The 22,536-nt window shown below is 43.1% G+C and carries 20 protein-coding genes; 9 read left to right on the top strand and 11 right to left on the bottom strand.

The genetic code is table 11. From position 1 onward, the window contains the following. Positions 1–72: 72 nt before the first annotated feature. The 4 genes from psb34 to H6H03_RS20360 form a co-directional block, all read right to left on the bottom strand. Complete coding sequence (gene psb34, locus H6H03_RS20375) at positions 73–243, bottom strand: photosystem II assembly protein Psb34 (protein WP_190956914.1); 171 nt, start codon at positions 241–243, stop codon at positions 73–75. A 237-nt stretch (positions 244–480) separates the two neighbouring features. Beyond that, on the bottom strand, positions 481–2,538 hold the full coding sequence (gene thiO / locus H6H03_RS41385) for a glycine oxidase ThiO (RefSeq protein WP_190956913.1): 2,058 nt from the start codon (positions 2,536–2,538) through the stop codon (positions 481–483). A gap of 92 nt (positions 2,539–2,630) precedes the next feature. Next, complete coding sequence (locus H6H03_RS20365) at positions 2,631–3,011, bottom strand: hypothetical protein (RefSeq protein ID WP_190956912.1); 381 nt, start codon at positions 3,009–3,011, stop codon at positions 2,631–2,633. A 16-nt stretch (positions 3,012–3,027) separates the two neighbouring features. Next, positions 3,028–3,366 carry a 2Fe-2S iron-sulfur cluster-binding protein gene (locus H6H03_RS20360; RefSeq protein ID WP_190956911.1) on the bottom strand — a complete coding sequence of 113 codons (339 nt, stop codon included), beginning with the start codon at positions 3,364–3,366 and terminating at the stop codon, positions 3,028–3,030. A 76-nt stretch (positions 3,367–3,442) separates the two neighbouring features. Between H6H03_RS20360 and cimA the strand changes: the two genes are divergently transcribed. Together cimA and H6H03_RS41380 are read left to right on the top strand one after the other, a co-directional pair. Next, complete coding sequence (cimA, locus tag H6H03_RS20355; RefSeq protein WP_190956910.1) at positions 3,443–5,140, top strand: citramalate synthase; 1,698 nt, start codon at positions 3,443–3,445, stop codon at positions 5,138–5,140. Further along, a complete protein-coding gene (locus H6H03_RS41380) occupies positions 5,137–5,259 on the top strand; it encodes a hypothetical protein (protein WP_277926171.1) in 123 nt (40 codons plus the stop codon). Before cimA ends, H6H03_RS41380 begins: the two co-directional genes overlap by 4 nt. 269 nt (positions 5,260–5,528) lie before the next feature. Here H6H03_RS41380 and H6H03_RS20350 read toward each other — a convergent pair whose 3' ends face one another. Then, positions 5,529–5,762 (bottom strand): hypothetical protein, encoded by a 234-nt coding sequence (locus H6H03_RS20350; protein WP_096534207.1) that lies wholly within the window; start codon positions 5,760–5,762, stop codon positions 5,529–5,531. A 164-nt stretch (positions 5,763–5,926) separates the two neighbouring features. On the opposite strand from H6H03_RS20350, the gene H6H03_RS20345 reads away from it, so the two are divergent. After that, the gene (locus tag H6H03_RS20345; protein ID WP_190956909.1) at positions 5,927–8,086 is read left to right on the top strand and encodes an NAD(P)/FAD-dependent oxidoreductase; all 2,160 of its coding nucleotides are present in this window, start codon (positions 5,927–5,929) and stop codon (positions 8,084–8,086) included. Between the two features lie 2 nt (positions 8,087–8,088). Next, positions 8,089–8,340: a hypothetical protein gene (locus H6H03_RS20340; protein ID WP_190956908.1), complete on the top strand. Its 252-nt coding sequence runs from the start codon at positions 8,089–8,091 to the stop codon at positions 8,338–8,340. Here the strand turns inward: H6H03_RS20340 and H6H03_RS20335 are convergent. Beyond that, positions 8,300–9,802 (bottom strand): hypothetical protein, encoded by a 1,503-nt coding sequence (locus H6H03_RS20335; protein WP_190956907.1) that lies wholly within the window; start codon positions 9,800–9,802, stop codon positions 8,300–8,302. The genes H6H03_RS20340 and H6H03_RS20335 overlap by 41 nt on opposite strands. 1,068 nt (positions 9,803–10,870) lie before the next feature. Between H6H03_RS20335 and H6H03_RS20330 the strand changes: the two genes are divergently transcribed. From H6H03_RS20330 to H6H03_RS20315, 4 genes are all read left to right on the top strand, one after another. Beyond that, complete coding sequence (locus tag H6H03_RS20330; RefSeq protein ID WP_190956906.1) at positions 10,871–12,325, top strand: aminotransferase class V-fold PLP-dependent enzyme; 1,455 nt, start codon at positions 10,871–10,873, stop codon at positions 12,323–12,325. Positions 12,326–12,394: 69 nt separating this feature from the next. Further along, entirely contained in the window at positions 12,395–13,666 is a 1,272-nt protein-coding gene (locus tag H6H03_RS20325) for a sulfite oxidase (RefSeq protein WP_190956905.1), read from the top strand. A 120-nt stretch (positions 13,667–13,786) separates the two neighbouring features. Next, positions 13,787–14,566, top strand: coding sequence for a sulfite exporter TauE/SafE family protein (locus H6H03_RS20320; RefSeq protein WP_190956904.1), 780 nt, complete (start codon positions 13,787–13,789; stop codon positions 14,564–14,566). A gap of 19 nt (positions 14,567–14,585) precedes the next feature. Further along, the gene (locus H6H03_RS20315) at positions 14,586–14,816 is read left to right on the top strand and encodes a hypothetical protein (RefSeq protein WP_190956903.1); all 231 of its coding nucleotides are present in this window, start codon (positions 14,586–14,588) and stop codon (positions 14,814–14,816) included. Here the strand turns inward: H6H03_RS20315 and H6H03_RS20310 are convergent. From H6H03_RS20310 to H6H03_RS20295, 4 genes are all read right to left on the bottom strand, one after another. After that, positions 14,764–16,263, bottom strand: a complete 1,500-nt coding sequence (locus H6H03_RS20310) for a hypothetical protein (protein WP_190956902.1) — start codon at positions 16,261–16,263, stop codon at positions 14,764–14,766. The two genes, H6H03_RS20315 and H6H03_RS20310, sit on opposite strands and share 53 nt — an antisense overlap. A gap of 73 nt (positions 16,264–16,336) precedes the next feature. Continuing rightward, entirely contained in the window at positions 16,337–17,110 is a 774-nt protein-coding gene (locus tag H6H03_RS20305; protein ID WP_190956901.1) for a TIGR03943 family putative permease subunit, read from the bottom strand. A 72-nt stretch (positions 17,111–17,182) separates the two neighbouring features. Then, positions 17,183–18,235, bottom strand: coding sequence for a permease (locus H6H03_RS20300; protein WP_190956900.1), 1,053 nt, complete (start codon positions 18,233–18,235; stop codon positions 17,183–17,185). Positions 18,236–18,802: 567 nt separating this feature from the next. Beyond that, positions 18,803–19,057 (bottom strand): hypothetical protein, encoded by a 255-nt coding sequence (locus tag H6H03_RS20295; RefSeq protein WP_190956899.1) that lies wholly within the window; start codon positions 19,055–19,057, stop codon positions 18,803–18,805. 80 nt (positions 19,058–19,137) lie between these two features. On the opposite strand from H6H03_RS20295, the gene H6H03_RS20290 reads away from it, so the two are divergent. Then, positions 19,138–20,502: a sensor histidine kinase gene (locus tag H6H03_RS20290; protein ID WP_190956898.1), complete on the top strand. Its 1,365-nt coding sequence runs from the start codon at positions 19,138–19,140 to the stop codon at positions 20,500–20,502. Between the two features lie 306 nt (positions 20,503–20,808). Here the strand turns inward: H6H03_RS20290 and H6H03_RS20285 are convergent, their stop codons facing one another. Beyond that, positions 20,809–21,879, bottom strand: a complete 1,071-nt coding sequence (locus H6H03_RS20285; protein ID WP_190956897.1) for a Photosystem Q(B) protein 1 — start codon at positions 21,877–21,879, stop codon at positions 20,809–20,811. Between the last annotated feature and the right edge of the window lie 657 nt (positions 21,880–22,536).

The raw sequence follows: 22,536 nt of genomic DNA, 5'->3' as shown, positions 1-22,536 counted from the left end.
GTTCCTCCTGAAATCGGAACCTGAAAAACTAAAAAAAATGAAATTTTATTAAAAGTTTTACACTCAACCGTTCTAGGAAACTAAGAAAGCGACTGAAATTAAGCCACCAACCAAAGCTATACCAGCGATTCCTAGTATGATATAGGTTCGTTTTTGCCCCTCTGTAGGAGGTTCTGCTTGATAAACCTTTGGTTCCCTAGCAAAATTGTTCAGGCGGCCGCCCTCTTCGGTTGTATAAGGCATGAATTAATTCCTTTATCTTTATTCTTCATTTAATGTTACATAAATGGTAGAACTGCTCTGAAACTGCTAGACAAAACGTTACATTAATGGGTATTGGGCATTGGGCATTGGGCATTGGGTATTGGAGTGCTGAGTGAGGAGTTAAGAGTTAAGAATTAAGAATTATTCTTCTTGTGCCGTTGTCCTTTTCTCTCCCTTATCCCTATGCCCCATGCCCCATGCCCTATGCCCCATTCTCTAGCTAGTAATTGTCCCAGTGAGGGGCGAACTAGCACTGGCGTAGTCTTTGATGGGCATTCTGCCTGCAAGGTACGCTAAACGACCGGCGATTGTGGCTAAATTCATAGCACGAGCCATTGCGGCGGGGTTTTGAGCCAGGGCGATCGCACTATTAATCAACAAAGCGTCTGCTCCCAATTCCATTGCCTGGGCGGCTTCTGAGGGCGAACCAATGCCAGCATCTACCACCACTGGTATGCCCGCATTTTCGATGATAATTTGGATGTTGGCGGTTGTTTTTAGCCCTTGTCCAGAACCAATGGGCGAAGCTAAGGGCATCACTGTAGCACAACCTACATCTTCTAATCGCTTGGCTAACATGGGATCGGCGTTGATATAGGGCAATACTGCAAAACCTTCTTTAACTAGTTGTTCTGCTGCTTGCAGCGTACCAATGGGATCTGGGAGTAAATACTTAGTATCGGGTATTACTTCTAACTTGATAAAATTATTATCTTCCTGTCCCAACAACTTCGCCATTTCTCGCCCCAAACGCGCCACCCGAATTGCCTCTTCAGCAGTTTGACAACCTGCGGTGTTGGGTAACATCCAGATTTTTGTCCAATCTAAGGCTTCAGCTAAACCTTCGTGTCCAGGTGCTTTGGTTTGTACTCGTCGCACTGCGACGGTAACAATTTCGCATTCACTGGCGGCGATGCTTTGCTGCATTTCTTCAATGCTGCGATACTTACCAGTTCCTGTCATCAACCTGGATTGAAAGGTTTTGCCTGCAATAACCAGTGGGGAATTTCTAGAGACGCGATTCATCGCGTCTGTAGGTAATGGGGAGGTACGATGTCCGTTAGAGAAATTAGCAGAGTGAGTGAGCATTGGGGTCGGGGTAGATGGCTGGGACTGGAACCGGGAATAATGGAAATTAGCAAGTAGGGGGTCAGATTTTTGTTCCAAAACAAAATCGGCTATCAATGCTGCTGTTATCGGCGCAAGTAGAATCCCGTTGCGGTAATGACCAGCGGCTAAGGTTAAATTTTGACAATGGCTGGCGCCCAGGATGGGTAATTCGTCGGGAGTCCCTGGGCGAAATCCCCACCAGAACTCTTGAATGGGATAATTCTTTAATTGCGGATAAACCCGGATGGCAGCTTGTAATAATGTTTGAATGCCGTCTGGGGTGTTGTGGGGTGTAAAACCAACATCTTCATTTGTTGCCCCAATAATCAAGGAGCGATCGCGTCTCGGTACAATGTAAATATTTTGCCCAAATAAAATCCGCTTCAAGGGCAATTCCGGTACAAATTCCGGTACTCTCAGACTTAACATTTGCCCTTTTCTGGGACGCACTGGTAGCGGTAACAACTCATTCGACCAAGCACCGGAGGCTAAAACATAGTGGGCGGCGCGAATTACCCCAGCATTGGTTTGCACGCCAATAACTTGTCCCTGTTGTTGTAAAAATCCTTCTACTGTAACGCCGTCTTTGAGTTCAACACCAACAGACTCAGCTGCTGTCCGCAGGACGTGAGCGAGAGCCTTATTATCAACTTGTGCATCCTCAGGATACCACCAGCCACCAACTACTTCTGCTCCCAACCCTAGCTGATATTGATGAATTGCTTCTTTGTCTAACCAGTAAGCAGGGGAAGAAGACGCGGAGAGTGGGAGACGCGGTGACGCGGTGAGTAATTTCTCCGCGTCCCCGTGTCCCCGTGTCCCCGTGTCCTCTTTCTTTGCGTCACCGCGTCCCCGCATCAGAGCGTCCTCTTCAAAAACAGGTGTCAGGATACCACAAGGCCAATAGTTCGTATTTAAGCTGGTCAATTCTTCTAATTTACGCGTCCAGTCGGCATATAAAGCACGCGATCGCCAACACAAGGAACGCATTGCGCCATCCGGGATTTTTTCGGCATCGGGCGCCAACATCCCGGCGGCAGCGTGGGTAGCAGCAGCCTGAAAATCACGACAAAGCACGGTGACATTTGTCCCGCGCAGTTTAAGTTCAATGGCGATCGCTAAACCAATAACGCCGCCACCAATAATTACAATTTCACTAGTCATTAGTCATTTAGTCATTGGTCACTAGCCATTTATCATTAGTGCATGACTAATAAATCATAACCAATAAAGGAATAACTAAAGACTAGCAACCTTTACCACAAAGCTCGAATTGGCTCGCTGCCAGAATTGGTATTGGTATTTGATGGCGTGTCTGTTCCAGAAGTCTCTGTATCAACGTCTGTTGTAGTGTCAGAAGGATTCTGAGCAACGCTGGTTCTGTTGTCAGGTCTTGGGGCTACAATAGAGCGTCTGTTTCCATTTGTTTGGGTTGTTTCAGTTTCATCAGTTGCAGTTTCATTGTTCTGGCTGCCAGCACTGCTATTAACATTAATATTAGCTGGCAGAACTTTTGCTGCTTTGCCGCCGGGGTTGTTGGCGGTTTGTACGCCCATAGGAAAGTTGATGCCTAGTAATGTACCAAGCAGAATGGCTAGACCTCCAGCCATTAATATTAGGGGTGTCCATCTACCCATCTTGTTTTACTCCTTTTTAACCTTTTGGTGTCCACACTATTCGAGAACCTTGTCCCCAAAATCCATCAAATTTTGTCACATTTAGATCGCCTAAAATCTGCGTTTGGCAAGCTAAACGCAAGTCTTTTGTAGGAGAATGGGGAGGAAGCGAACGACGCGTGCGATCGCGCCAATTCGCTGCTGATACTTCGCCCTCTACCTTAACCGCGCAGGTACCACAACTGCCAATACCCCGACAGTTTATTACCTTAGCACCGTCATTGTAGAGGTCAATACCATTTTGCAGCAAAATGTTGCGGAGATTGCTTCCTTGCTCACACTCAATTGTTTTACCTTGAGCTAGTACCTTAGGCATTTTTTAAATTGCCAAACTGGCTTTTTGTTGTATATTGACATATTGCCTCGAAATTTGTCTCGTCGGCCCAAGTTTTATGACCACAAATTCCTCTCCTCAACTTTGGCTCTATGACACTACACTAAGGGATGGCACTCAGCGCGAGGGGCTATCAGTATCGATAGAAGATAAATTACGCATTGCTAAAAGACTCGATCAACTGGGAGTTCCCTTTATTGAAGGCGGTTGGCCAGGTGCTAATCCCAAGGATGTACAATTTTTCTGGCAACTCCAAGAAGATCCGCTCAAACATTCAGAAGTTGTCGCTTTTTGTTCGACTCGACGCCCCAATACTGCTGCGGCAGAAGAACCGATGCTACAAGCGATTCTGGCAGCAGGAACTCGCTGGGTGACAATTTTCGGCAAGTCTTGGGATTTACATGTTACAGCCGGACTCAAGACGACATTAGAAGAAAATTTAGCAATGATTCGTGACACAATTGAGTACCTCCGTTCTCAAGGGCGTCGCGTGATCTACGATGCCGAACATTGGTTTGATGGCTATAAGCACAATCCAAGTTATGCTTTACAGACATTAGAAGCAGCGATCGCATCTGGCGCTGAGTGGCTAGTCCTATGTGATACTAATGGCGGCACTTTACCCCACGAAGTTAGCCAAATTGTGCAAGATGTGGTCAGGGTGACTGGGGACTGGGTATCGGGGACTGGGGACTGGGGACTAGGAAGTAGGAAAGAATCTTCCCAATCACCAATGCCCAATGCCCAATGCCCAATGCCCCAAATCGGAATTCACACTCATAATGATTCGGAAATGGCGGTTGCTAATGCCATAGCCGCTGTGATGGCAGGGGCAAAGATGGTACAAGGGACAATTAACGGTTATGGTGAGCGTTGCGGTAATGCTAACCTCTGTTCGCTGATTCCCAATTTACAACTTAAACTGGGTTACAGTTGTATCACAGAAGACCAGCTAACACAACTTACAGAAGCGAGTCGTTTTGTTAGTGAGGTGGTTAATCTTGCTCCTGATGAACACGCCCCCTTTGTCGGACGTTCGGCTTTTGCACACAAAGGTGGTATCCATGTATCTGCTGTGGAACGTAATCCCCTGACTTACGAACACATTCAACCGGAACAAGTGGGGAATCGTCGCCGCATCGTAATCTCCGAACAATCGGGACTCAGTAATGTTTTAGCTAAAGCCCGCAGTTTTGGCATTGAATTAGACCAATTAAAGGCAGAAGCAAAACAAATTCTCCAGCGCATCAAAGATTTGGAAAGTGAAGGATTTCAATTTGAAGCAGCAGAAGCCAGTTTTGCCCTGTTGATGCATGAAGCTTTGGGAGGACGCCCCAAGTTTTTTGAAGTCAAAGGTTTTCAAGTCCACTGTGACTTGATTGAGGGGAAAGAAGCTAGCAACGCCCTAGCTACAATCAAAGTCGCTGTTGATGGTAAAAACATTTTGGAAGCGGCGGAAGGTAACGGCCCGGTTGCGGCGTTGGATGCAGCTTTACGCAAGGCTTTGGTGAATTTTTACCCCCAAATTGCAACTTTTGATTTGACAGATTACAAAGTACGGATTCTCAACGGACATACGGGCACTGCGGCCAAAACCCGCGTGTTGGTAGAATCAGGCAATGGCCATCAACGCTGGACTACGGTAGGAGTTTCTACCAACATTTTGGAAGCTTCCTATCAAGCGGTGGTGGAAGGCTTGGAATATGGTTTGTTGCTGCACTCCCAAGCCGAAGCAGCCGTGAAAGTTTCTAGTTGACAAAAATAGCTATCTGGTGTAAGGGAGTTGATGAAAAGCGAGGCGATCGCCAAAGTGCGATCGCTTTGTGCGATCGGGTAAAAGAGTTCAAAAATGTCTTGGATGGGGAAATTGAGTAATTGAATTTTTGGAGTTTCCTTGACAAAAAAAAGACCCCTAGCGCCAACCAGGAGTCTTTCCCCTCAAGAAAGTTTAAAAGCGTTGTTGGATTCATTAGCAACCTCAAACCCTGATATTGTTCAATTAGTTGCTTGTGAGGCGTGAATCCAAAGTAGCAAGCGAATCCAGACAGATAATTATTATTTAATAGCGAAATGCACAGGCGCAGCCCAACCCAGCCGCCGCCAATATTCCAAAATTTATATGCTCAATGGCAGGGCTTTTCATTCTAAGAGAACTTTTCCCAGGCTTGGGCGACTAATTGACTCAACCAGCGGCGTTGTTGCTGGTCTAGCAGAGGATCTTCAGCTAACACCTGAGCAGTTAATTCTTCCAAAGATTGACCCTGAGCGCGGACAATCTTAATAACTCCAGCGATCGCACTGGCAACTAGTTCCTCATCAATCGGCTGTTGTCGGAGAGCTACAATTTCCTGGGGGCTGTCTGGAATGGGATAATTCATGGCGTAGGTTTACAGTTTTACAAAATGAACAATAAATTTGAGCAAATATTAAAATTTCTTCACTGAATCTTTACGTAACTAACTAATAGGGCGGAGTTTACCTTATTTCGTGCCTTCATAAAATCTGTCATTGTGAATAGATCCACCGGAGATGTCAGGAAAAGATGAAAGAAATCCTTTATTTAGAAGTTCCAACTGCGGATATCACTGCTGTGCGTCAGTGGTTGCAAACAGATTTTCAGCCGGGATATGGGGAAAAAGTGCTGACAACAGAAGGCTTCCGCCTTAAAATTACTACCGCTACTACAACTGTTGGTGCGGTGATTTCCGAAAACTTGTCTGAAGAACTTTCTGTATTTATTTGGTCAGTGCAACGAACTACCTACCTAAAAGTATTTCGTTGGGTAGAACAACCCTTTCCTAAAGAAAAAGAAATCCTCCAACAGCTGACCAAAGAGATCAGAAGCCGTTTTCCAAATCATTATCCGGAACCCCCAGCTATTGATTTATCGCAGCAATCGATTTTTGAGGCCTTAGCGCCTTACTATCCCCTCACCGTCAAGTATTTTCAGAAAATGCCCAACGGAGAATATGACCTCAAACGCGCCTACTGGTGGGAACAGCGATGGCGGCAAGGGGTACGAAATCCTCAGCAGCCACGACAGGTGGTGTTTTCTAGTCAAGGGGACTGGGGACAAGGGAGATGGGGAAGTGTGGGGGGAAAGATTTCTTCCCCATCCTCCCACACCTCACACACCTCCCAATGCCCTATGCCCAATGCCCAATACGACATCATCTACATCGGCGGCGCGCTAGGCGTCATCCATGCAGCAGTGATGGCAAAACTTGGATATAAAGTCTTGCTGCTGGAAAGAATGCCATTTGGGCGGATGAACCGAGAATGGAATATTTCCCGCGATGAGATTCAAAGCTTACTTAACTTGGGTTTAATCACCCCCGCAGAGTTAGAGACCATCATTGCTAGAGAATACAAAGATGGATTCAATAAGTTTTTTGATGCTAATAATCCAAGGAAACTGCGATCGCCTGTATTGCACACACCCACGGTGCTAAATTTAGGCTTAGATTCCGAAAAGTTGCTGCAACTATGTGGGCAAAAGTTGCAAGCGGCAGGCGGAGAAATTTGGGATGAAACAGAGTTTATCCGTGCAGATATAAATGAATCACAAGTCGGCGTAAAAGTCAAGCATCTATGTAGTGAAATTGAAAAACAAGTAAGTGGTAGACTACTGGTAGATGCGATGGGAACAGCTTCCCCCATTGCTTGGCAATTAAATGGTGGCCGTGCCTTTGACAGCGTGTGTCCGACGGTAGGAGCAGTCATTGAGAGCGGATTTGAACCAGGGGTATGGGATTCTGAATTGGGAGACGTTCTTTACAGCCACGGGGATATTTCGCGGGGAAGACAGCTGATTTGGGAATTATTTCCCGCAGCAGAAGATGAGCTGACGATTTATTTATTTCATTACCACGAAGTCAATGGTGAAAATCCTGGTTCCTTGCTGGAAATGTACGAAGACTTTTTCACAATATTGCCAGAGTATCGCAGATGCGATGTAGACAAATTGGTTTGGAAAAAGCCGACATTTGGGTATATACCTGGGCATTTTAGTGTCGGGAGTGGCGATCGCAAAGTTGCCTTCGATCGCTTGATTGCCATCGGTGATGCCGCATCGCTCCAATCTCCCCTGATTTTCACAGGTTTTGGTTCTCTGGTTCGCAACTTAGAGCGCTTAACAAAGCTGTTGGATATTGCCCTCAAGCATAACTTATTGAGCTTCCGACACTTGAATAGAATTCGCGCCTACCAAACTAACGTTTCAGTCACATGGCTATTTTCCAAGGGCATGATGGTGCCCACAGGGAAATTTTTACCACCCCAACGAGTAAACTCCATGCTTAACACCTTCTTTGGACTGTTAGCAGAAGAACCTCCAGAGGTGGCAGATAATTTTATCAAAGACAGATGTGATTGGTTAACCTTTAACCGCTTAGCACTCAAAGCAGCTAAGAAAAATCCAGCCTTGCTTTTATGGATTTGGGAACTTGCTGGGTCTAAAGATTTAGTGCGATGGCTTGGTAGTTATTTCACTTTTTCTCGTCATGCCCTAATTAGTGCTTTACTGAGTCCCTGGTTTCCACAGTTTTTGAACCGGGTAGGTTCTTGGCTAGAACCCCGGAATCCGGCATTGTGGCTGCGCCTGCAAGCGATTAACTACGCCATCGCCACAGGCAAACCGCGATCGGCCACTCAGGTAGCAAAAACTAGCCCAGAAGCCATAATTCAGAAATTTAGTCATTAGATATGGGCATTGGGCAAGCAGGGAGTGTGGGAGGTGTGGGAGGTGTGGGAGGTGTGGGAGGTGTGGGAGGTGTGGGAGGTGTGGGAGATGTGGGAGGGTGGGGAAGCATTAATTCTCTTTCTCCCCAGACTCCCCACCCTCCTCTATCTCCTCATTTCCCCCCACACTCCCCACACTTCCCCATCTCCTTATCTCCCACTACTCCCACCCTCGTCACCTTGCCCCGTTGTCACCTTGCCCCTTCGTCCCCTTAGGCGGAAAATTCGGCAGTTCCACAGATGCTAATGACTTGCGTCCTTTGGGTGGACGCTGGGGATAAACTACGGGTGAGGGTGAATTGGCATCATTGGCATTATCACCTGATGATTCTGGCGGCAAATCCAACTGTGCCAATTGTGGAACCTCTGACCAATAGTCTTCAGTTTCTTCAACAAATATCTTGGGGGTAGATGAAGCGGGTGTAGTTGTAGACGGGTTGATTTCTACCTGCAACTGCTCCTGTTGTGGATTTTCTACTTCCTCATCATCCTCTAGAATTGTTGCTAAAGTTTCCCACACAGGCGGATCGCCCACATTGTTATCCACATCTGTTTTCGCTGGAGCTGGTGATGATGTAGATGCAGGCTGAGAGGTGAAGAACATTTGGATGAGACTATCCAATTGCTGATCTAAGTTTGGTGACTCCACAGGTGAAACAGTTTCTGTTGTATCTGGGGAATCATCAATTTCTGGAGAGGAAGGTGGTTGCGCTGATTTTGGCACGTCTTCCTTAACTGACCAGTTCCAAGAGGATGAAGTCGGAGTGGGTTGATTTCTTTGGAATGGCAGTGTTGGTGAGGGTTCTGCCCAAGAATTATTGGGATTATCGCTCAAAGATTCTGGTTCTGCTGACCAAGGTTTAATTGGCTGTGCATTGGGAAACAAAGACCGAGCTTTGCGAGAAAATCTTCCTTGGGTGGAAGTGATGTCTTTAGGATGTTTTGCGGTATCTTCTAGGGAATCATAGCCAGGAACGGGTGTGTCTAGACATTTTTCCAGAGCTGCCTTAAATTGCAGGGTCTGGCGTTGTTGGCGCATGAGTCTAGTGCGTAACTCGCGGCAAGAATTTTCTGATTGCAATAACTTCTGAGACTGTTCGTCGTTATTGGTGTGTAGCAACGTACATTCTCGTTCCAGTTGGGCAAGGCGTTGCTGACTAATTTGTAGCTGTGCTTTGTGAGTTTCGATAAAAACTTCCTGGCGTTGAACAGTTTGGACGGCAGTTTCTAATTGTTGAAATAGCGACTTTATCTGTTCTTGAGCAGCAGCTAATTCCTGAGCTTGTTGGTTAAGCATCGACTCAGTGACGCTAGAACGCGTTTTCTGCCATTGCAAAACCTTTTCAGATTCGGCTAGGTTGTCTTTTAGCTGCTCTACTTCTTCATACAACTTATTGTTAGCTGCACGCAATTCTTCGTTCAATGCCAGCAACTTCTGAAATTCTGAGTCAAGAAGTGCTTGTTTACCGCTGTCAGGCTCTGCAACCCAGTCCTGCTGGGTAGTATCTTCCGAAATTTGTGTATCTTCAGCTGGCATGAGCAGTGGCATGGAAATTGCCATATTGTCATTAGGCATAACAGAGTAAAAGGGACAATTCGCCTGCTTTGATTGTGGCGAATTAGCAGAATTTAGGGATTCCATCACAGTCCCCTTATTTGAGATGTCAGCTTCATTCATCACTCTTGACCCACTCGCTTAAAAATATTCAGCAGTGCTGGCGTTAGCATTGCCGATCAACTATGTCCGATCGGGATTTGCTCTAGAAGCTAAGTTTAACTCTCTCTAAGGAAGAGTAATTAGTCATCAATCGGTATTACTTATTTTCTATCTAGACTGATGCCGTTATAACACTATGAGGCTCTTTCCCGTCAAGAAGAGTAGAGGTTGGGGAGATTGGGGAGAGGGTAAACGCCAAACTTAAAAACTAAATTGTGAAAACTAAATTCTATTGCCTGATTTGGTGTTTATTTTTAATAAAACCCTTACCATATTTTTCTTACAATTGCAGCTATCTTAAGAAATATTTTAGTATTAGTTTAAGACATATTTTTTTATTGATTTATTTTTTACTTAAGATATATCTTTGTATAAACGCTTACTATTCCATCGGAGTTTTTGAGTTGTAGGCGATCCATCTATTTGAACCACATCTATCATTGGGGCACAAGGCTTTGCGCCCCTACCGCGTGGTCTATTTACCTGAAAATTAGTGTAATCTCAGCAAATGATTAAGGAGCTTTGCTGAATATCAATATGTCAGGTAATTTTGACAATTACGAATAAATACTCTAGCATCTTGGAAATATAAGTAATAAATATCGTAAGTACAATGTAAAACTTTGTTGAAGATCGATCTCAACTTAGTAAAAGGTTTTTTAGGGATAAACATATTCCTGACAAGAATTTTAGGCTTAGTCAACCACAAAGTTTTTCTATGCGCTTGCATTCAATTTGTGAAGTTTATTTAGTAACCACAGGAAAATTTACTCAAGTGTACTTAATTACACAATTTTAATTTTTACAAAGTATAAAAAAAAATAAAATTAGTTTTTTCTTAAATATAAATACTGATTACAGTTCTTAATTATTTATTAAATAATTATTGAAATCACTGAGATTTTTTTCTATTTTTGAGTAATTTAAAATACTAAACGTATAAAAATGTAATTTGATTATTCTGCGAAAGAAATCTTTGTGTTGTTGGGCTTGTCAAGAAATAAAAAATTTAAAATAGGGGTGCTAAAAATGACCGATATCTTTACATTGGGCGCAAAAATCAAGCAAGCAAATGCTCAGTTACAACTATTTACAGAAAATTTTGATAGCTTTTGGGACAAAGAAATTAAACAGTTATTTACAGATGAGTCTCTGTCCTTCAGAGTGAAAACTTTGAATGGAAACTATGTTAAGTACGTCAACTTAGATAATGGAGCTACAACCACTCCCTTTGCAGCTCTCAAGCAATATGTAGACGAAATGCTTGATACTTATGGTAGTGTACATCGGGGTTCTGGGCAGAAATCAGTCATCACTACACGAGAATATGATGCTAGCCGGAACATTATTCGCGACTTTGTTGGTTCATCTCCACAAAACTATGTAATCTTTGCGAAAAATACAACAGAAGCAATTAATGGAGCCGCTACACTTTGGGCAAAAAAACCTGGAAAAATCTTAGTTTCTGATATTGAACATTCATCAAACTTGTTACCTTGGATAACTAGAGATGAAGTTGTGCAGTACAAAACCCAGCCAGATGGAAGTGTCAGTCTGACTGAAATTGAAAATATCTTCAAGACACATCAAAACCGTCCTCAAGCTGAGCAAATTAAGTTACTAACGATTACAGGTGCTTCGACAATTACAGGTTACAGACCTCCGATTTACGAACTTGCAGCTTTAGCACATCGGTACGGTGCAAAGATATTTGCTGATGTGTGTCAATTAATTCAGCACGAACGAGTAGACATGCGTCCAGATGATGACCCATGTCATTTAGACTTTGTAGCTTTCTCCGGACACAAAATGTATGCACCTTACGGAACCGGTGTTTTGCTGGGGCCTAAAGAATTTTTTGATAGCTCTTACCCTTATCAAATCGGCGGTGGAAACCTGCCTTATATCACCAGAAACCTAGAAATCAAGCGTTTTTACACAGAACGTGCCCACGATCCCGGAACACCAAATGCGATGGGTGCGATCGCCATTGCCAAGGCAATTCAAATTATAGAGGGACTGGGACGTTCGCGCATTGCTCAGTACGAACATTCGTTAGTTGAGTTTACATTTACACGACTTGCGAGTACTCCTGGTGTGAAAGTACATATTGCAGGAGATAATTTAGCACATGTTATCCCCTTCGATATCGATGGGTTTGACGGACGTTTAGTTGCAGAGATTCTGGCACAAGAATATGGCATTGGAGTTCGGGCTGGGGCTTTTTGCACATATGAATACATCCGCAAACTCAAGAATATTTCAGACGAGCAAGACCTTGAGATTGCCAACGAAGTAGATAAAGGAATTACCCGCAACATTCCTAGTATTATCCGAGCCAGCTTTGCTGTATATAATACCTTGGAAGATTGCGATCGCTTTATTAGTGCGATCGCTCAAATAGCCAAAAACGGATTTGATTACTATTTACCCTACTACACGCAAGATGACACCACTGGCGTTTGGACAGTGGTAGACAGATAGTCTTTTGGGTTTTGCCCATTGCCCATTGCCTATTGCCTGTTTTCTGCCATAACAAAAGACAAATGACAAATGACAAATGACCAGGAGCATTATCTACAGGGGCGGGTTCAAGAGTACATTTGGCAAAAAAGCGCAGATGCAGGTATTTCGCGGCAGCGCTTTCTGCAAATACTGGGCACTATGGTTAGTGCAACAGCCATTGGAGGGGTGGCTAAACCAGCGCCTGCTTATAGTCAGACAGGTGTGAAAACCAAACAAAATAAAATACTTAAGCCATTACCACCAGGATATATCTCTCATGGCCAAGGCACATTAGAGATGAACTGGGAAGCGATGTATGGGCGTGGCTACATAGTACCAAATGATTGGTTTTACGTTCACAACCGCAGTACCCCTCCTGCCTTTGACCCGTCTACATGGCGCTTGCACATTGAGGGAACTGGCGTTTCCACCTCTTGTAAGTTCACTTACGATGAAATCATCGCCATGCCATCCATTTCCGTTACTTGCGCCATTGAGTGTGCTGCAAATGGTCGGCGCTTCTTTGAAGAAGCTTACAACACACCACTCTCTGGAACGCGCTGGAGACTTGGGGCGATTGGTGTGGCTGAGTGGACTGGTGTACCACTTGGATTATTATTAGAGCGGGCTGGACTCAAATCCACGGCAAAAGATGTACTCGTTGAGGGCGCAGATTTAGATTCGCTGGATTCAAAGGCAACCAATAAGTCTAAGTTCAACACTGTAGTTCCCATTAGCAAAGCATTAGCAGATAACTCTCTCATCGCCTACGCAATGAACGGAGAACCATTACCCCCAGATCATGGTCAGCCATGCCGTGCCTTATTTCCTGGTTGGGGAGGAAACGCCAACGTTAAATGGATTGAGCGCATTGAAGTTTCTGAAATGCCGATATACACCCCCTGGGTAACCGAGCAAATGGTGTTGATTGGTGCAGACTACCCAGCTATTACTCCGTATAAAGGTAAATTGATTACGTATCAAAATGTTAAAAGCGCCTTTGAATTGGCTTGGCCAGCTACACTTTCTGCCGGAAGTTACTTACTGCGTGGACGTTCTTGGTCTGGAAAAGGAAAGATTGTACGTGTGGAAGTCAGCCTAGATGGTGGCAAAACCTGGCAATTTGCACGACTCAGAGAACCAAATTTTCCATTTGCATGGGTACGTTGGGATATTGAATGGAACCCAGTTCCCGGCGAATATTTTCTGCAAGCTCGTGCTACTGACAATTTAGGTAACACACAATCGACTACAGTTCCCTGGAATGACGGTGGGTTGCTCTATGGAGGCGTTGTTAGTCATCCGGTAACAGTGACGTGAGTGGGGAGATCAGGCAGGGGGCAGAGGGGAAAGAGGAAATTTTTCATTCTTCCCAATGCCCAATGCCCAATGCCCCATGCCCTATTCACCTATATGAGTTTTCTACAAAATGAATTATTTATGAATGATTTTAGTTGGTTGATTTTAATGGCTGGGGGTTTAGTATCTGGAGTTATAGCTGGACTTTTAGGAATAGGTGGGGGTATTATCACAATTCCTCTTTTAGTCACGCTAGGTTATACTCCGGTTCAGGCGATCGCTACTAGTAGCCTTGCTATTGTAATTACCTCAATTTCTGGAAGTTTACAGAATTGGTGGATGGGGTATTTTGACTTTAAACGAGTATTTTATTTAGGAATTCCAGCTTTCTTAACTACTGGAATAGGCGTATATTTCGCTAATAAAATTCCATCTTATATAATACTTTTTACATTTGGAATTATACTACTTGCTAATATCTATTTAATTGACCTCCGCAAGCAACTTTCCTTAAAGGAAAAAGAGGATACAGAACCAATATTTAATCCATTAGTTTCTAAAATTGGCACTGGAGGAGCGGCAGGAATTTTAGCAGGTTTATTTGGCTTAGGTGGCGGTACGATTATGGTGCCACTACAAATGTTACTTTTAAAAGAAGAAATTAAAGTAGCAATTCAGACTAGTTTAGGCGTCATTGTTATCACTGCTTTAGCTGCTTGTACAGGACATACATTAGAGGGAAATATTCTGTTTATTCAAGGCCTAATTTTGGGTTTTGGAGGACTTTTAGGCGTTCAAATAAGTACTCGCACATTGCGAAAATTACCAGATTCTACTGTCAGTTTAGTACTTCGTATTTTCTTAGGAATACTATCAATTTATATTTTTTGGGAAGCTTGGGCAAATTATCAATTGATGTAAAAGGGACTGGGCATTGGGCATGGGGCAAGTAGTAGGTGTGGGGAGTGTGGGGAGAGAGGGGGGATGGGGGAGTGTGGGGAGTGTGGGGAGAGAGGAGGGATGGGGGAGTGTGGGGAGTGTGGGGAGAGAGGGGGAAAAATTTCTTCACCATCCTCCCACACCTCCCACACCTCCCACACCTCCCACATCCCATCTCCCTAAGGCAGCCACCGAGGACGAAATCCCGCTAATGGGAGTTGTTCTGGTCTAATTTCCACAGTTGTAGCGTCGGCAATGGGCAATAGGGGCATTAACCACAGGCTACTAGTAGCGATCGCATCTCCGTCATCTGTTTTCAAAGTGTTTGTAGGTAATGTTGTCGGTGGGTTTGTCTGCGGTACTACTTGGTCAAATAACAAGCCCAAACCGTCAGCAGATAAACTCATTTGCACATTTCGCTGTTCGGGAGGGAGTAACAATAGCGGTTTTTGTTGCCCGCTTTTGAGATCGATTGCCACTACATAAGGTTGTTCTATGTATTGTTCCTTAGATATTAGCTGTGTCAACAAGCAGTAGAGAGTAGGTGAGGCTGTGTCAAATTGACAGCTAAGTATTGAGCCTGTTGTTTTTACTAATTGTTTCTGCACGCCTTGGTTTGTGACTAAAAACAAATCTCGCGTGTAATCTGTATTAAATTTTACCATCGCTGCTTGGGAACCATCTTTAGAGAAAGCCTGTACTAAGCCAAATTGCGGCAGAAAATCTAAAGGTTTACTGGCGTCTCCTTGCAGTGGTAAGATTGCTGCTCCCTGTCCTTGGGCAACTGCTACGGCTTTACTGTCTGGGGTAATCATAAAATCTCCCCCTGGTTGGCTTTGCAAGCGTTTAGCAGTGGGTTTTTCTCCCGAAGCGTCGCTGGTTGCTGACATAAACCATAGTCCAAAGTCGCCGGGATTAGCTTTATTTGCCCGTTGGATGACGATGGTTTGCCCATCGGGCGATAAGTCAAATTTCAGGTTTTGATAATCTTTACTATCTAAAATTAGGTCAACTCTGCCAGCTGGTTCTACTTCTCGCCCAGATTTACCAGCAACGCCCGTTGTTACTGTGTACAGCTGGGCTGAAAGTAAGTCTGAGTTCTTGCTGGTACGAGCCGAAAATAAAATTTTCTCCCCATCTGGAAATGACTCAAAGTCCATTACTATTAAGTCTTTGGGGGTAAGTACCCTTTTTTGTTCTTCGGTTAAGTTGTAAAGAATTAATCTTCCTTGTTCTTCTTGCTCGGTTCCTATGTAAAGAATGACGCGATCGCGTGTGCGAAAATTACCCACAAAAGGCTGGATTGTCCGGTTTGTGCCTTCTTGCTCGGCAAACTTATCTTTGGCTTTCTGTAACTGCACTTTATAATTTGTGCCGTAGGGTGCTGGTGTCAGCAGTGTATAAACCATTCTCCGCCCTGCCCAACTGAATTTACCTGCTAGAGGTGGGTCGATTTTCAAGTTATCCTCTACGCTTTTGGTGTCCATTGGGCGACTAAAGGTGAGGGCGAAGGAGTTATCTTCTGCACCAATTTGTTGATTTTGCCAGGTAAAATCTCGGACACGAGCTGTTACTACATCACCTTTCAACATTATCAACCCAATCAGCACACTCAGCAGTAGCATCAATGCGATCGCTATCCGATCCAGTGGTTGAATAAATGCTTTTGATTTAGTCATTGGTTATTGGGCATGGGGCATTGGGCATGGGGCATTGGGCATTAGTTATTCACTGATGACTAATGACTAATGACTAATAACTATAAGGATTTTGCGGTTGAGGAATTTTTTTCAGAGAGGTAGCGGCAATGGTAAGTTGACGTTTACCTGAGAGATTTTCTGTTATCATTTGCCCTTCTACTTCTAGCCAAGTATCGGGAGAGTAACGTTCTTGATTATTTGGGAGTTTGACGGGCAATCCTATAGGATAAGCGTCTGCTGCACAGCAAGTTAAAACAAATCGTGCTATGAACAAATATTCTTTTCCCAGATCTGGCGGGTGAATGACAAATCCCTGAACTTTGACTTTTTGTCCTGTATATGAATCTGGTTCTGGATAAACATTTAGGGTGCGTACCCAGTCTACGAGCGATCGCTCTTCTGGACGAACAGTTACCCGAAAGGCTTGGGGCTTAACGCGTGTGGTTCCCAATAAATCAGCGGTTACACCCCTTTGCAGTGCTTTGTCACTTGCAAAAACTTGGGGTGTAATGATGAAACCCAAAATCGCTGTAATTAATAATAATGTACTGCCCCAACCAGGGGGAAATAAACTAATATGCTGGGTGTTTGGTACGACATCACGGCGGCGTCGTTGCCATAATTCCAGCATTTTGAAGAAACCAATAATAATCAAGCTAATGCCAGATACAATTACCAACCAAAAATAATTTGGATGAATTAATAGACTCAGCTTGTTAGTTAGCCAATATCTCAACATCAAAATGCCCCAAGCTGTAATTGCTAGGGCATCCAGCCAAGGAAGTAAATGAATTGGAATTTTAGGTTTGGGATTTTTTTTAGTCATTGATTATTGGGCATTGGGCATTGGGCATGGGGCATTGGTTAAAACCAAAAAAGGGCAAAGCACAAATAATTTTTAAAAGACGTGCAAGTTGAGGAAAAGTGTGAACAGAAATGTTAATTGTCCTGCTAAGGCAAATAAGTAAAAGACGGTTTTGGGTTTAAAAATTGATAACATTAAACCCACACCTTTGATATCAATCATTGGGCCAAATACCAAAAATGCAAGTAATGAACCACTGCTAAAAGTTGAAGCAAAAGATAAGGCAAAGAAAGAATCAACTGTAGAACAAATCGACACTACTACTGCTAATATCAGCATGACTACAATTGAACTAATGGGGCCAGCGCCCAAACTGAGAATTAATTCGCGGGGGGCTAGGACTTGAATAGCAGCGGCGATCGCACTTCCTATAACCATGACTCCGCCTAATTCCCGCAATTCTTGAACGCTATTATCTATCACTAGACGCAGTTTATCTGCTAAGGGTTTATTAGGAGTTGAGATGATGGTAGGCGGTATTGAATTCGGATCTATCCGCAGCGGTATACCTGCTTTTCCTCCTAAAATATAAGTCCCTGATTGCAAGATATTCGGTACTGTTGATTCCTGTTGAATTTGGTAACCCTTACCACGCCGTTTGGTTTCAGGCGGCGCAGGAGGATTATATTTCATATACCGAGCGATCGCAGGTTGGACTATAGGATTTAAGTCCTTTTGAAAACTGAAAACAAAGCCGATAATTGTGGCAATTAATAAGGAAAATACAACCCGTAATACTACTATTTCTGGCTGATCTCGAAAGGCTGTCCAAGTTGCCCAAATGACAACTGGGTTAATTGTTGGTGCAGCTAGCAAAAAACCAATTGCCACTGGTGTGGGTACTCCTTGGATTAGGAACCGCCGCGCTACCGGTACATTCCCGCACTCACACACCGGAAATAAAAAGCCGATTAAACTGCCAACTAAAGCACCCAACAGCGGATTCGTGGGCATTTTTTCTACTAATTTGCGCTCATCAACGAAAAACAGCAGCAAACTGGAGAATAAAACCCCAAGAAGCAAAAAAGGCATCGCCTCGACTAGCAGACTTAGAAATAGCGTAAAACCATTGTTGAATTGATTCATGGGCGTCGCTGTCAAAAGCGGTTTTGAGTTTTAGGGTTCTGCCTAGTCATTCTATCGAAATGGGGATCAAAAGCAGTTCGGAAAAATTAAATATCATTTAAATAACAAGCTGTCGTCCGGTTTTAATTAACGCTTAAGCGCTCCAACCCTTGTATTCAAAGCATATAGTGATATTTATCTGAGTGCATTTACTGATGATAACCATTCCTAAGATTGTTTAAGTTCAGAAATTGTTCCGATTCTAGGGGGCAAGTAGCTGCATAGAGGATTTGAAATTTCCCTATGTTTATACTGACAGTAATTTCCTGAATCAGATATTAGCTGGGCTATATTTTCATCAAGGATTTACAGTTATTCAAAATTTGGGGATCGCTCTTTGTCATTTGTCCTCTCTTACAAAGTTCTGTACCCTGGGGGATAGCTGAGCTAGAAGCTAGCAGAAACGGCAAATCGCTACTCTATCGCCAAAAGCTGGCACACTCTGGGGGATTTTGCTACAGACTTTGCGCTTTTTCGTTTGCTAATGCGCCGTGCCCAAATATCATTTGAGCTTTGGTTGACTTTTTACTACAAAAACCTTAAAAAGGCAAGAGCAAATTTTAGAAGATAGCAATGCGGGAGGAGAGGAGAGGGGGGAGTGTGGGGAGATGGGGGAGGGTGGGGAGAGAGGGGAGTGTGGGGAGAGTCGGGAGAGAGGGGAGTGGGGGAAGTGAGGGAAGAAAGAGAATTTATGCTTCCCACACCTCCCACACCTCCCACACCTCCCACACCTCCCACACCTCCCACACCTCGCACCCCTCCCACCCCTCCTGTTTGCCCCATGCCCCACTCCCTTTTAAATAATGACAGAGGCTAAGATATTAGCTTATTGTTGACTTGTCTTGCCAAAATCAGGGTGTATAGTGACAGAAGAATTCAGTAGTTGTCATAATATATCGCCGCCATTTTTGTCTGTTGGTAGCGATCGCGATCTCAATTTAGATTCAACTCTCCAAGAACTACCAATGTACAATTTCCCCGTGGAAATTAGTTGTACTGCTAGGGAAGTGGCTCATTTTTTAGAAAAATATCCACTGCTACCAGGAGTAATTTTGCTAGAGCAGGGAAAGTTCGTGGGAATGATTTCGCGGCGACGACTTTTAGAATTTTTGATTCGCCCTTATGGACAGGAGTTGTTTATTCAGCAACCATTAGCCGTTCTCTACGGCTATGCACGGACACCGATTTTGTTGCTTGATGAGACCACATTAATTTTAATTGCGATGCAACTGAGCTTAAAGCGATCGCCAGAATTATTATCAGAACCAATTGTAGTGCAAAGTGCTTGTGGTGCTTATAGATTATTAGATGTGCAAGAATTAAATTTTATTTCTTGGCAAATTCGCGGTATCAAAAATTTTGTGCGATACGAACGCAGCCAAGCCCAAATGATTCAAAATGATAAAATGGCGAGTTTGGGGCGTTTGGTAGATGGGGTAGTACACGAAATTTTAGACCCCGTGGGTTTTATTTGGGGTAACATAACTTACGTCTCAAACTACAGCCAAGATTTACTCAAGTTAATAGCAGCTTACGACAAAGAATTACCATCATTTTCTCCGAAAATCGACCAAATAAAAGAAGAAATTGAATTTGATTTTTTAGAACAAGATTTATTGCGATCGCTTGCTAGTATTCGCACTGGAGCCGAAAGATTAAAAAGACTTGTCACCAGTTTACAAAACTTCTGCCATCTTGATGAACTTTATCCCAAACCCGTAGATTTACATGCCTGTATCGATAATATCATTTTATTAATTAATAGCCGGATTCAAGGAGAAATTGAAATCGTTAAATCCTATGGGCAACTGCCACCAGTGTATTGCTTTATGGGGCAGTTAAATCAGGTTTTAATTAATCTTTTAAGCGAAGCTGTGGATACTTTACTCAATGAAGCAGTGCGACAGCAGTTGCATCTAGAAGATCCAAAAACTATTAAAAAACCCCAAATTAAGATTACTACAGAAGTTATTTCCCAAAAACCAAGTAAACCACATGCACCAGATTCTCGCTGGATTTTAATTCGTATAGCTGACAATGGCCCTGGAATGCCTCAAGAATTGCAAGACCAAATTTTAGAATCTTTTTCTTTAGAGACAAAAAATGGCAAAGAAACTAGTTTAGCAGTCAGTTATCGGATTATAACTGTGAAACATGGAGGTAAATTCAATTTCCGTTCTCAACCAGGTGGAGGTACTGAATTTGAAATTATTCTGCCCTTGGTTTAATTTAATTGGATTTAACGCAGCATATATTTTCGTGTTGGCTGTTAACTGTTGGCAGTCAACGAACTTATACCAATTTGATAAAAGAATGTCACAGACGTATCGTAGGGGCACAAAGCTTTGCGCCCCTACAGATTTTTTGAACTGGTATTAGGAAGTGACTGTGTAATTTAAAAGCTTAATTGTTTATTTCTTGCACGTTGTAGTATTTTTTTTGATCAAAATAAGAAAAACCTGCCCATAATTATTGACTCATTTCAGAATTACAGGCAGGTTGTAAAAAGCTATAAAAATCGATAGCTGCAATTTTTAACTAACTGGAATAGGTTCACCGCTAGAGAGAACCAAAGGAAAATTATGGACATTGGGAGCGTGCATTGCACTTATACCAAGATTGGCACGGTTGAGTATATCAGCGTCGGTTCTAATGACTTCACCCCGACCATCTAAGATGGAATGATTAAAGTTGAAGCCATTGATATTAAATGCCATCGAACATACACCCATCGCTGCGAACCAAATACCCAACGTTGGTAAAGCTGCTAATAAAAAATGGAAAGCACGATGATTTTTGCTAGCAAAGGTAGGAATCAACAAACGCCCTAAGAAGCCATAGTGTCCTGCCAAATAATTGTAGGTAACTTTCTTCTGACTCAACTTATGTCCGGCATTAATTGATTGATTTTCATCAGTATTCCGAATTAGCGTTGAAGTCACCAAAGAACCATGCAAAGAACTCAACAATGCACCACCGAATACACCTGCTACACCCAACATATGGAATGGGTGCATGAGGATATTGTGGTCGCCTTGGAAAGCCAGCATAAAGTGGAAAGTTCCAGCAATTCCCAAAGGTAAACCATCAGAAAAACTACCTTGACCAATGGGATAAACTAGCAAAACGGAAGTAGCGGCGATAACGGGTGCAGAATAGGCAATTGCTATCCAGGGCCGAATTCCCAAACGATAACTCAATTCCCAAAGTTGCCCTAAAAAGCACCAAATACCAATGAGAAAATGCAGCACAATTAACTGATATGGCCCACCATTGTAGAGCCATTCATCCATAGATGCAGCTTCCCAAATAGGATAAAAGTGCAAACCAATAGCGGCGGAAGTTGGTACAACTGCGGCTGTAATTAAGTTGTTACCATCCATCAGTGAACCCTTAATTGGCTCACGTATGCCATCCATATCGACGCTGGGAGCGGCAATAAAAGCCAAAATAAAACAAGTGGTAGCAGCTAGCAAAGTGGGAATCGACAACACGCCAAACCAGCCGACGTAAATCCGATTTTCTGTGCTAGTAATCCAACTACAAAAGCTATCCCAAAAATCAAAAAAATTAAATTCTTTTTGACGTTGAACAATGGTACTCATGATCTGTAGCTCCTAAGCAATTCCAAGTTCAAAATTTTGGCGTTGCTGAATCAGAGTATGAATTGGCTTTTTCGATATAGGACTCCTATTTGATTTTTGAACAAAACTCAGTACACATTCCTTTTCTAAAACCCTATTGCCTATTGCCTTCCTACGCAAATCAGTTCAGTAATCAAAGCGGATTCCTATAGTATATGTTGTATATAGTAAAAATCCTAGTAATAATTACGACCCATATACAACATGAGTAGTATGAAAAAGGTGGTGAATTCTCAAGCTAGTTCAAGCAATAGTTAAACATCTGTATCTTGAAGTTAAATCAAGACTTTGAGGAACTTGTGAAGAAATACAGTGCTTATTAAAACTTAAAATAGCATACAAGTAAGTGCTATTGGTATAAGAAAAGTTGCGCGATCGCACCTGATAAATTAACACGATAATTGCAATATATTTACTGTAAGTTAGCCCTCTTCTGTCACTTTCCGAGTATTCTTAATAAAAGGATTAAAAGAAAAAACTCTGGAAGGTAAGCAGGGCATGGATGTAGAATTACAAATCCTGAAACATTTGGCTAGAGACGCCCACCCAACAGTTGCGATCGTAGATGAATATTGTGCAGAGTATAAAGAGTTATTTAAAGAAGTAAGGAATTATGAG

This window comes from Nostoc paludosum FACHB-159 (genome assembly GCF_014698835.1).
In the GTDB taxonomy this organism is placed as follows: Bacteria; Cyanobacteriota; Cyanobacteriia; order Cyanobacteriales; family Nostocaceae; genus Nostoc; species Nostoc paludosum.
This window is presented reverse-complemented; position numbering and strand designations above follow the sequence as displayed.